General features: G+C 35.5%; 8 protein-coding genes, 1 tRNA gene and 1 pseudogene. 5 read left to right on the top strand and 5 right to left on the bottom strand.

Going from position 1 to position 11,904, the window contains the following annotated elements; genetic code table 11:
• Nucleotides 1-2,083: 2,083 nt before the first annotated feature.
• The 3 genes and pseudogenes from AFK68_RS46700 to AFK68_RS27520 all read left to right on the top strand — a co-directional run.
• A pseudogene (locus AFK68_RS46700) lies at nt 2,084-2,621 on the top strand (LysM peptidoglycan-binding domain-containing protein); the annotation flags it as partial.
• Nucleotides 2,622-3,359: 738 nt separating this feature from the next.
• A complete protein-coding gene (locus AFK68_RS46695) occupies nt 3,360-3,818 on the top strand; it encodes a M23 family metallopeptidase (RefSeq protein ID WP_094676819.1) in 459 nt (152 codons plus the stop codon).
• Nucleotides 3,819-4,109: 291 nt separating this feature from the next.
• Nucleotides 4,110-4,182 (top strand) — tRNA-Met (locus tag AFK68_RS27520).
• Between the two features lie 170 nt (nt 4,183-4,352).
• On the opposite strand, the gene AFK68_RS46690 is transcribed toward AFK68_RS27520, so the two are convergent.
• Both AFK68_RS46690 and AFK68_RS39990 read right to left on the bottom strand, forming a co-directional pair.
• Nucleotides 4,353-4,502 (bottom strand): DUF4277 domain-containing protein, encoded by a 150-nt coding sequence (locus tag AFK68_RS46690; protein WP_371357591.1) that lies wholly within the window; start codon nt 4,500-4,502, stop codon nt 4,353-4,355.
• Nucleotides 4,503-4,778: 276 nt separating this feature from the next.
• Entirely contained in the window at nt 4,779-5,039 is a 261-nt protein-coding gene (locus AFK68_RS39990) for a hypothetical protein (protein ID WP_094676811.1), read from the bottom strand.
• A 628-nt stretch (nt 5,040-5,667) separates the two neighbouring features.
• On the opposite strand from AFK68_RS39990, the gene AFK68_RS27505 reads away from it, so the two are divergent.
• Nucleotides 5,668-6,267 carry a peroxiredoxin gene (locus AFK68_RS27505; protein WP_094676809.1) on the top strand — a complete coding sequence of 200 codons (600 nt, stop codon included), beginning with the start codon at nt 5,668-5,670 and terminating at the stop codon, nt 6,265-6,267.
• Nucleotides 6,268-6,427: 160 nt separating this feature from the next.
• Complete coding sequence (locus tag AFK68_RS27500) at nt 6,428-6,991, top strand: redoxin domain-containing protein (RefSeq protein ID WP_094676807.1); 564 nt, start codon at nt 6,428-6,430, stop codon at nt 6,989-6,991.
• Between the two features lie 957 nt (nt 6,992-7,948).
• On the opposite strand, the gene AFK68_RS27490 is transcribed toward AFK68_RS27500, so the two are convergent.
• From AFK68_RS27490 to AFK68_RS27480, 3 genes are all read right to left on the bottom strand, one after another.
• Nucleotides 7,949-8,134 carry a hypothetical protein gene (locus AFK68_RS27490; protein WP_094676803.1) on the bottom strand — a complete coding sequence of 62 codons (186 nt, stop codon included), beginning with the start codon at nt 8,132-8,134 and terminating at the stop codon, nt 7,949-7,951.
• Nucleotides 8,135-8,232: 98 nt separating this feature from the next.
• Nucleotides 8,233-8,589 (bottom strand): hypothetical protein, encoded by a 357-nt coding sequence (locus AFK68_RS27485; RefSeq protein WP_094676801.1) that lies wholly within the window; start codon nt 8,587-8,589, stop codon nt 8,233-8,235.
• A 59-nt stretch (nt 8,590-8,648) separates the two neighbouring features.
• Nucleotides 8,649-11,387 carry an adenylate/guanylate cyclase domain-containing protein gene (locus AFK68_RS27480; protein ID WP_094676800.1) on the bottom strand — a complete coding sequence of 913 codons (2,739 nt, stop codon included), beginning with the start codon at nt 11,385-11,387 and terminating at the stop codon, nt 8,649-8,651.
• Between the last annotated feature and the right edge of the window lie 517 nt (nt 11,388-11,904).

The following is an 11,904-nucleotide window of genomic DNA, read 5'->3' as shown; positions in this document are numbered from 1 at the left end:
ATCTTAATTATAAGTGTTCAACCGGACATGGTATAACTACTACTTTTTAGTTTTTTGCGATTGCTCCTAAATATTTTAATTCTCTTTTGAACCCTGAGTTTTGAATGTTATTTCAAACTGAGGAAATACTGAAACAAATAGAAATAAAAAAAACTTATATATAACCGAGAGAATACTCTAGGCAAGATGATGTATGGGTTGTGATAATTAAAGAAGTAGAGCTGAGATGGATGGTTTTAGATACTTTTATACTTAAGTATCAAAAGACTAGGAAAAAATTAAATAGTATTTCTATATCGCTAGAGATAAAAAGTTTGAAGCTTTTACCCGTGATACCTATTGCCTAACTAATTGTATAGACATTTTCGACACAACCGTGCTGAAGAGTGCTATGTGAACTCTAGTCTATACCCATAAGAAATTTCTATAACTGTGTCAATTGCCAAGGACAACAAGTTGTTGTATACCAAAATTTAGATTATGTTTCCTCCTGAAATCTTCCTCTGAATCTAGAGGGTATTTAATACAGGACTAAACATAAAGAAAAATAGAAAAATATAACTGGACTAATTGCTAATTGAAAATAGGGCAATAGCAAACTAGGGGCAAAGATATTGCTCTATATTAGTTTGCCAAAAGTTAATTATTTTCTTTGATTTGAGTCATTACATCAAAATTAAGTTACAATTATCCTTGCTTTTTTTATCAAAGCAAGATAACCTAGCCTAAGCCTGATGATTTACAGTGATCTGGATCTCTAATACTAAGTGACCTAGATCGTTGACAAAAGAAGGTTCAGAACAGTTAAACGCTTGTCAATAGGAGGTCGTTCTGTGAAACGAACATTTCCAAATCAGAGTAAGTCTATTGCTAAGTGTGAATTNATCAAAGCAAGATAACCTAGCCTAAGCCTGATGATTTACAGTGATCTGGATCTCTAATACTAAGTGACCTAGATCGTTGACAAAAGAAGGTTCAGAACAGTTAAACGCTTGTCAATAGGAGGTCGTTCTGTGAAACGAACATTTCCAAATCAGAGTAAGTCTATTGCTAAGTGTGAATTTCACACAGAAGCAAATGTTGAACAGACTAAACAAACAAATGTAGGTAGTAGTAAGGCTTGTTCCTCTGCTGCGATGATTGGACTTGCTGCTATCTCAACTACAATGGGTGCATCAGGCATTCTCTTCCCAGGGGAAGGCGATCATGCAGTAGCAGTAGAACTCCCTAAAGTAGATACAAATCAACAATATTCTTCTGTAGTAAGAATTCCAGAACTAAATGTTACTGGGGTTAATAGGCCCAAAGGTCTACTACTGCAAAAATTGACCCAAGGCTATGTAGATACTGAAGGAAATAGTGATTCTGAAGTAGGACTAACTAAACCTGAAACTGTTCTGCCGTCAGTACAAAAATCAGGTCAATCCTTTTTTCCTGTAGAACTTAAACAGAAAAAACTGAATCAACTGCAAACTAATGAGTTGCCTGCTTTCGGATCGTTAGCCAAAGAACAAAAGAAAACCATCAGCACTGATGGCCAGCTAGTTGAGGAGTTAAAAACAGGAATTAACCCTGTTCAAAAACAAAAAAACCGCCCGGCAAGAAGTTCGGTGGATTGGAGGTATGAGGAGTCTGTTTCTGAGTCTGTAGGAAAACCTTTTAATTCATCAAAAAAGAAATTCCTAGAAAATATATATGAAAAAAAATCAGAAAATTTAGTTGTTGCAGAACCACAGCTACAAATAGCTACACCTAAAATAGATAATAATTCTGCTGCTAGAGAAATAACTGATGGTGAAGGAGATATTTCTCAAGAGTCAATCAAGACTCAACAGACAAAAGTAGAAGGGGCAGTAGTTATTGATTCAGGAATGACATCTACACCAGTTTCATTGGTGTACAAAGTGCGTGTTGGGGACACACTGAGTTTAATTGCTAGTCAGCACAATGTATCTGTAGGAGCATNAAAATAGATAATAATTCTGCTGCTAGAGAAATAACTGATGGTGAAGGAGATATTTCTCAAGAGTCAATCAAGACTCAACAGACAAAAGTAGAAGGGGCAGTAGTTATTGATTCAGGAATGACATCTACACCAGTTTCATTGGTGTACAAAGTGCGTGTTGGGGACACACTGAGTTTAATTGCTAGTCAGCACAATGTATCTGTAGGAGCATTGGCTAAAATTAATCAGATTAAAGATCCAGATGTAATTGAAGCTGCGAAATTACTCAAAATTCCTCAGCAACCATCTTCTTCTTCATTAACTTTAGCAAGTTCTACAACTGGTCATTCTGGTGACCTAGAATCATATTCTTTTGGACAAGAAGAATTGAATCAACCTCCCCTGGAAACTACAAATAATCAACCTGATTTTCCAGAAGCCAAGAGACCTATTATCAAATCTGATTATTCATCATATAGTATACCCAATGTTACTGCACCTAAAGTTTCAACAACGGGAAGTTTAAAGCTTGTTTCTTGGTCTCAAGATGCAGGTCATAAAGAGTCCAAAATAAATCACAAATCAAAAGAATTTATAACTTCAAAACATTCAGTTGCTACAGATAGACCTAAAACTCCCCTAATTAATGGCAAAGTATGGCCTACTCATCTAGAATNCATCATATAGTATACCCAATGTTACTGCACCTAAAGTTTCAACAACGGGAAGTTTAAAGCTTGTTTCTTGGTCTCAAGATGCAGGTCATAAAGAGTCCAAAATAAATCACAAATCAAAAGAATTTATAACTTCAAAACATTCAGTTGCTACAGATAGACCTAAAACTCCCCTAATTAATGGCAAAGTATGGCCTACTCATCTAGAATCACAGGTATCTAAGCCCAATCCTGCTCTGGAGTTAGAAAATCAAGTCCATTTTAGTAATAACCAACCTGTTCAACGAACAGAAGTTGCTAGTGATACTAAAGATAGTGAATTATTACCAGTAGCTCAAACAGATAATCAAGAAAATCCTTATGCCAATCGTTTAAGGTCAGAAATTACTAGGCTACGACAGGAATATAATGCTCAAAAAGATTTGGAAGAATCTCAGCTAACTCATTCAGAATCAACAACTATTCCAGTACCTGAACCACTATCTTCAGAAAATAACCTACCTATTAATCGTCAAACTCCTACAGACAGAAATAATAGATACTTACAGCCAACTTATCAGGTAGAAATTAGCAGTTCCCAGACCAGAAATTGGCCTGAAGAGATAAGAACTAATAGACTGGAAAGGAGAAATCCGGCTACAGTTGTCAAAGAACTACCTGTAGCAGGTCAGCAAATTCAGGCTGTAGCACCGATAGGAGGTAATGCTGATGAGATTCTAAATAACCCTTCAATCGGAAAAATGGTTTCTCCAGATTTGCCACCTTTGGGTCAAGCTGATACCTATTTACCTGGAGGCTCGATGCAATTTACCGGGTATAGCTGGCCTGCAAGAGGGGCATTGACATCAGGTTATGGTTGGCGATGGGGAAGAATGCACAGGGGTATTGATATAGCTGCACCAACTGGTACTCCGATTGTTGCAGCAGCTCCTGGTATTGTTACTTATGCTGACTGGAATAGTGGGGGTTACGGTTATCTGGTAGAAATTCAGCACCCTAATGGTAGTCTGACAGTTTATGCTCATAATAGCCAAATTTTAGTTAGAGAAGGTCAAAAGGTGGCTCAGGGTGAGTTGATTGCGAAAATGGGTAGTACCGGACGTAGTACCGGACCACATTTACACTTTGAAATCCATCCTAAGGGCAATGGAGCAGTCAACCCAATGGCTTATCTACCTTCTAGAATGGCTTATAATTAGATTATTTGATACCAATTCACTTGAAAAATGTCACAAATAGTCGGCAAGTGATAATCTGAAATAATAAGCTTAAATTACTGTATAATTTAACTCTTAAGCCATTAAAATTCTACTTTTGACTTTTGAGTTCCGTGAAATGGTATGAATCATTCCCATTTCCAGTCATAGAAATGGGAATTGACATCCAAAAAAAGTTTGGCCTTGAGTTTAATTTAGTTTGTAAGAAAAAAAACGAAAGACTTGACGAAACCATGGGATAGTATGCTACTATTATAAATGGCAAAAAAATTAGGCTCAGTAGCTCAGAGGTTAGAGCAGGGGACTCATAAGCCCAAGGTCGCAGGTTCAAATCCCGCCTGAGCCATATCTATTAATTTTAATATTTGAGTTGAGTAATCACGGGATTTAAGTGAAAGAGATTAATGGTAGGGATTTGGTTTGCCAAATTCTACTACCAAACGCGATAAATCCTAGTTAGTGCTTCTCTTCTTAGCTGACCAAAAAATTGGGATTTAAGCCTCGCCTTGAAGTGGCCTACTTTCTGATATATTTATAGCCAACATTTCCCACTACAAAATGTTCTACGGCCTTTCCTTGGAAAAATTTATTAAATAAATATAATGGGGATGAGACTAACCCTAGTCCGTTGAGAACCATTCCTTTCACAACTTGACCCGCTGTAATTTTTTCTGTTACTTTTCCCCTAGCAATTCATTAATTTTCTTTTCTATACCAATTTCATCAATGATTCCTGCTACTAATCCGATCTGGATCTAAATTACTTACTTCTACTCACATTTTTCATCCTTTTTTTTCAGAGTCTTTTCTAGGATGACAGTATTAATATTTTTTTTCTTCAGCATAAATACTGACTCAAGTGTAACCACTGTCACATACTACATTTTGTCTTGCGGAATGTGGGATAGAAGGTAGCACAAAATTTCCTAGCTCTCTCAGTATTTATACTCTGTAAATTATAGCGGTTTTCACTTCATGACTTGCATTACTTCTTCCTTCTTCCTTCTCTCCTAGATAATATGAGCCTTCTTCCTTTGAACCCAAATCTCTGTACTCTATTTGAAGTGCGGAATGTAGGTTATAGTGGTTTAAATTACCACCTAACTTGGCAGTGAATCTACACAAACCCCCCTTTGTTCTTTTTCCTGAAGGTTTCCACTCATTGGGTTTTTTACCATAAGTAGGTATTGAATTACCATCCAAAAATTAAGCAATACTTGTATAACTTTCGTCAGTTTCTATAAATTAAGATGCCATATTCTTCACATAATTTATCTGTTATATCTTTGAGTATAGCTATGGTAATTGGCAAAAATTATGAGTTATTTTTATGAGCTAATTCTATTTCATTTTTATTGTTCTTCTGCACAGTAAATGTGCTAAAATAGCTACTATAAAGCTAAGGCTTTTCCCTATTTCTTGACTTATTAGAAGGTTTGTGGGATTGATATGATTATTGTGCTGTCAAGTTCATTTATGGCCATTTGACAGATGGGGGCTGTGTTTTGATGATTCTGCCGACACTGGATATTTATTGTAGGTAAAGTAGCAATTTATGGCTCTAACAACAGAAAGTAAAATTGTATAGTAGCAAAACTTTGAGGGCAGCTTCCTTCAAATAAAACTTAGATGATATTATGATTAAGACATTGATAATTCAAACAGTTAACTGATGACTAATCAACTTGATTGATTAGGTTAAATTCTGTACTAATATCAGCTTCTTGATAGAAGTTTTAGTAGTTCAAACTAGAAGCTCCTACAACTGTTAGGTTAAGGACAGCTTATAGTAAAGAATTTATCAACTTATTTTCATAAGGAGAATTAAATCATGACAGACGAATGCCTGCGTGTGGGCCAAGAGGCTCCAGATTTTACTGCTACAGCCGTAGTAGATCAGGAATTCGAGACAATTAAACTGTCTGATTATCGTGGTAAGTATGTAGTCTTATTTTTCTACCCCTTGGATTTTACCTTCGTTTGCCCAACAGAAATTACGGCCTTTAACGATAGCTACAAAGAATTTGAGTCACTTAACACTGAAATTATCGGAGTTTCAGTAGACAGTGAATTTTCACATCTAGCTTGGATTCAAACAGATCGTAAATCTGGTGGTATTGGAGACCTTAATTATCCCCTATTATCTGATATTAAGAAAGAAATTAGTTTGGCCTATAATGTTTTAGATCCAGAAGCTGGTATTGCTCTGCGGGGATTATTTATTATTGATAGAGAAGGTATTATCCAGCACGCAACGATTAATAATTTTGCTTTTGGTCGCAATGTGGATGAAACACTACGAAGTTTGCAGGCTATTCAATATGTACAGGTTCATCCAGATGAAGTTTGCCCTGTGGGTTGGAGACCGGGGGATAAAACTATGAATCCCGATCCAATTAAGTCGAAAGAATTTTTTGCTGCTATTGAATAAATTTTTTTAGTCAGTTTATAAAGTACCTGATAATTTCGATAAAATATTTACTCCAACACTGTAGCTGAAATGATTTTACTTAAGTTGTTGGAGTTGTAAATATTAAAGATATTCCNAAAAAATTAAGGTTTGAACTTTTGAGTTTTAATTAATTCTGATTATGCTAACTTCTTATGACTTTAGGGGTTTACTAAATCAACGTTTTTTTCAAAATTTATTACCTATTCCAGCTATTAATGGCTTGGAGCATGGAAAAAGAACGCCAGATTTTGAATTACCAGATATTAAAAATGGTAAATTAGTTAGATTATCAAACTATTGGGGAGTAACTCCTGTTATAGTTGCCTTGACTCGTATTTTTACTGAAAAGCAGTATTGCCCATTTTGTTTCCCTCATATCTTGGCTTTAAATAACAATTATGAAAGGTTTTTAGAGCGAGGAGTAGAAGTATTAATGATTACCAGTACGGATGAGGAACAAAGTAAGATTGTTGTTAGAGACCTAGGTTTAAAAATGCCTTTACTTAGTGATTCTAGCTGTCAGGCGTTTAAAAATTACAAGGTTGGTCAAGCTTTGGGGGCACCTTTACCAGGGCAATTTGTACTAGACAAACAAGGTAGGCTTTGTTATAAACATTTATTTTCTTTCTTAGATCATAATGCTAGTGTTGAGGATTTGTTGGTTATTTTAGATAATCATATTTTTGATCAAAGTAATTTTTAATAATTTACAGCACTTTTGAGGATGCTGAGGTACATTTTTTGCAGTTCAGCCTTCGTTTGCTGTAACAAGCAGGATGCTTGTGTTACCAAAATTACTAACAGACTGGAAGTCTTTGCTTTGTACCTCACTAACTCCGAAATTGCTGTAAGTTAAGCATTTTCTCGAGAATGGTGCGAAACAGTGTTCAGTTATTAGCTTTGTTACCTTTAAAGAAGAATTCGGGTTTGCTGAAAAAGTATTTTGGTCAGGGTAGGAGTCAGTCCTCAGATAGGGGAGCTTTCAGATTGGTGATGTACAGGAGAAATGGGAATTATAGAGGAGGTAATCAGAAAAATTATCCCTTGATTTTTCTCCAATTATTCTGCCCCAAATGTTAACTTTTTGTAGGTCTAACAAAGTGAAAAGCTGGCACTTTTTTTGACAAAAAAGGCTACTGTATTTATCTTTCAAGAATTAAGAATTTAGAATGCGCGAATTACCTCTCCTTGAAAAGAAGAGGATTGACGAACAGGAAAATTTTTATTTATTATCCCCTTAAAAGGGGAGGCTTTAAACCACAATNGAATTACCTCTCCTTGAAAAGAAGAGGATTGACGAACAGGAAAATTTTTATTTATTATCCCCTTAAAAGGGGAGGCTTTAAACCACAATATTTCGGTAAATGCTTTGAGAGTTAATGGACAAGCCCTAATTAGCATTGAAAAATTTCCGATAATTAAAATTCTCAATAAAAACTCATAACTTAACCTTAGCAGTCTATTGAGCTACATCTACATTTCCCAGCACAGAATTAATTATATGGGTTGAAAACTGTGGTTGAACTCTTAATCTTCCGAAGAAAAAGAGTATCAACCAAATTTATTTAATATCTAAGTAAGCAGGTTTAGTTAGAGTAACCTTAATAGGCTGAAGTAAGATAGAAATTGAAACTAAAGTTCTTAGAAATTTATTCAGAAATCATTCATACCCAGACAATTCATAAGACGTTTGAGGAATTACATTGATATTACTATGAGAATAACGAGCAATAACTAATAAAGGTAATGCCAAAGTTAATACAGCGATCGCCGTTCCCAAAATATTTGCAATCCTTTGAGGAGGTTTATCATCTGAGTAACTAGGAGGTTGACTATCTGATTCCATATTCAGGAAATTTCTAAAAAACTTAAAATTGTTAGTTGCAATACAAGTTCTATTATAGATGCTATTTTTAAGTTCATCTACACTTTAACTATTAACAACTAAGATTTTGTCTTAGCAACTTTGTCTTTAATCTCTTGAGCTGTTTTTGCTAATACCAGCGATCTTTGACCTATACTTACAGGTAGTCTTGGTATATCTGCCAAGGAAGCACGAGATAAGTCCAACAAAAATTGACGTACCTTTCCTACCCATTCTAGGGAATCTGAAGGAATAATTAGGCTATCAGCTTTTTCTTGGATACTTTTTGCTTTGTTTGCCAGTGGTAGAGCCCTTTCCGCAATATTTTCTGGTAGCTTGGGTTGATCTGAGACAGAAATACTGGCAATCTCAACCAATAACTTATTAACTTGCTCTACCCACTCACTATCTGAGTAGTGGGAACTTAAATTATTCATAACTAGGGTTGGTTTGTTTCAAAATACAGGAGCTAAAATTATTATTTAAAGAGAAATTTTTACTTTTCAGTTAATTTCCAGACTCCATCCCAATCTTTTTGAGGAAGTTCGGCCTGAAATAGCTGACAACGACCAACGTGTAACTTAGCGGCTTTGTTATTTGGATCGATATTTAAAACTTCTTTGAATTCAGCTTCAGCTTTGGCAAAAAATTCCTTAATAGAATCATCTGTTAAATTTTTCTCTTTGGATGGCATTAAATAATACTCCCGTCCTTGATGATAATGTCCAACAATCTGATGTTGTTTATCAGTCAATTCTTGCTTCAGATCGCCTTCCTTAAAACCTAAAAGTTCATATATTCTGACAGGTTTACTTTTTCCCTTCACAGTAATCAAGTCCAATTCCCGAACCCAAAGCTTTTCTTTATAAAGTTGATAAGTATTATCACTGATGACTAAATCTGTGCCATATTGTTTACTTGTACCTTCAAGGCGAGAGGCTAAGTTAACACCATCTCCAATAGAAGTTAGCTCCATACGTTTACTAGAGCCAATATTACCACTAACTACTTCATCTGAGTGAATCCCCATACCAATACTAATGGCCTTTTTATTGTTGGCTAGACGCTCTTCATTAAATAATTGTAGGCGTTGGCGCATTTCCACAGCAGCTTTCATTGCACACAAAGGATGATCTTTTAAGGGAGCTGGAGATCCAAATACTGCCATTAAGGCATCTCCTATATATTTATCCAGGGTGCCTTTATATTTAAAGACAGCATCTACCATCTCTTCAAAATATTCGTTCAGCATACTAACAACTTGTTCGGCACTCATGCTTTCTGTCAAAGTAGTGTAGCTACGAATATCACTGAAAAGTACAGAAACTTGCTGACGTTTACCTCCTAAACCAGTATCACCAGTTGCTAATAATTGTTCTGCAACTTCTGGTGTCATGTAACGATACATCAAATTTTTAACTTGCTTTTCTCCACTGATGTCCTCCATCACCACTAACACGCCATTTACCTTGTCTGGTTCCAAAACATCAATCATTGAGTTAATTGACAAATTAATACTTTGAGGATCTAAATCTCCTTCAGGTAACAAGGTTTGATCTGGGTAATACTGCTGGTAATCTTTACTGTCATTAGGAGAGAGAGCTATATCTAACCATTTAGAAAATTCACCTTCCTTGAGGCACACCAAATTTTTTACAGATTTACCTGCTAATATATCTGTGTCACCAATTCCTAGTAAATGTCTAGCACTTTCATTCGTGGCAATGACTGTACCTTTTTTGTCAGTAGAGATTACGCCATTGGTGAGACTGCGTAAGATGTCTCTTTGCCTTTGTTGTTCTTGTTTGACTGTATCAAATAATTTAGCGTTTTGCAGAGCTACACCAGCTTGAATGTTAAAAGCTCTCATAAACTCTAAATCATTACGATTAAAACTGGCTTTCCATTGCTCTGGAGCCTCTGGCCAATCTGCGGGGTTGTAGGCTGGATAGTCTCCTTGTTTCTTTTTGTTAATTAACTGAGTCACACCAATTAATTCATGATCGGCATTAAAAACAGGCATACATAATAGACTGCAAGTACGATAACCTGTTTTTTCATCTGTTTCTTTGGCTGTAACTGAACGGGAATCTTTATATACGTCAAAAGGAATTAGTAGCGGTTCCCCAGATGTAGCTACCATACCAGCAAAACCTTTATCTTTAGCTATTCTAATTTCAATTCGCTTACCATCAATCGGAATTTTTGTCCAGAGTTGATTTTTATCATTGTCTATGAGCCACAAGGTACTGCGGTCTGCATTCATCAGTTCCTTGGCCTGATCCATGACTTTTTTCAGAGTATCTTCTAAGTCTAGGCTACTTTTGCTGAGGGAGTCTACAGCTTTCATTAAAGCTTCTGCTGCTCTTTGTCTTTGGGTAGCTGCATAAAATGACTTAGAAGATTCTAATATCAAGCTAATAGAAGGAGCAAATTCACGAAATACTCTTTCATCTTCTTCAGTAAATCCATTAACATCTATTTTGTCTTCTAATAATTCATATTGTTCTTCATCTAGTTTGAACTTATTTAGAAGTTGGACAACTGCAATTAAATCCCCAGTTTCTTCTTGCAATAATGGCATTACTACCATACTGTAAGTTCGATATCCGTTTTGTTTATCAAATTTTTTTGCTGAAGCTGAACGAGGGTCATCATAGAAGTCGTAAGGAATATTGATAACTTTTTTACCTTGGGCTGATTCTCCAGCTATCCCTACATTTGCTGGAATTCTTAACTCTAATGGTTTGCCATTAGCACCTTGAGCAACTGTTGACCAAAGTTCATTTTTTTCTTCATCTAATAACCAAATTGTTGTTCGGTCTGCGTTCAATAATTCTCCTGTTTTTAGAGTAATTGAACGTAGCATTTCATGTAGAATTGCATCAAATCCTTGAGCCTCTAACAAATTGTTGAGCATCCCAAGGGTTTGATTAACTGTTTTTAGCTTGGCTTCAACATCTTGAACAACTTCGACAAAAGTGTCTTTTGTTAAGGGAGCCAGAAATTCTGAGAAATTCGCCCCAGAAGTAGGATGAACTAATGCACTACTTTCATTAACTTTTGAGTTACTTTTAGGGTGATCTGCATTATTATTATTAATGTCAGGATTTTTATAACCAGAATCATCTTGGGGACGATGCACCTGATGGCTGCTACCCTCTATGACTTCCACGTCCTCTATTGGGATTGTGGTGTACTCTGTTGCTATGTGGTTTGGAGATGCAGATGTCATAATACTTTAATTAAATTTTGGATACTCTTTTGTGTGCAATATCAAGGTTTTTCAGTAATTCTACCTCTGTTTGTTAATTAATATTAAGTACAGAAAGCTTTTTAAATATTCATAGTTGTAGTGTACTCTAACATGATTGATTTTTCACTGCTCTGTCCAGAATTTATTCTTAGTATTTTTACAATTGAAAAAATGGCCTTTTATTTTACCTTCAAACTAGGCACAAAAAGTAGCTATGGATACTTAGCATTAATTTTTTTGTGATTGTTAATGATAAGTAGGTAAGCAAAATTAAACTTAAAATAATTACAACAAGTGAATTGACCAAAACTATTCTGACTCCTGTAGGGGCGATTCGCTCTTCGCCCCTACGACTCCTGAATCCTCCAATTCAAATAATTTTAATTATGACGAGGTACTTAATGAATTTTATCCATTAGAGTTGTTGGGAAATAAGGTAAAATGGTTCAAGCAGAAATTGGCCAGAAGAATGCTAAATATTGAACGAGCCTTAAAA

This window comes from Hydrocoleum sp. CS-953, from assembly GCF_002260545.1.
Taxonomy (GTDB): domain Bacteria; phylum Cyanobacteriota; class Cyanobacteriia; order Cyanobacteriales; family Microcoleaceae; genus Trichodesmium.
Note: the sequence above shows the minus strand (reverse complement) of the source record. Positions and strands in the feature narration are given on the sequence as shown.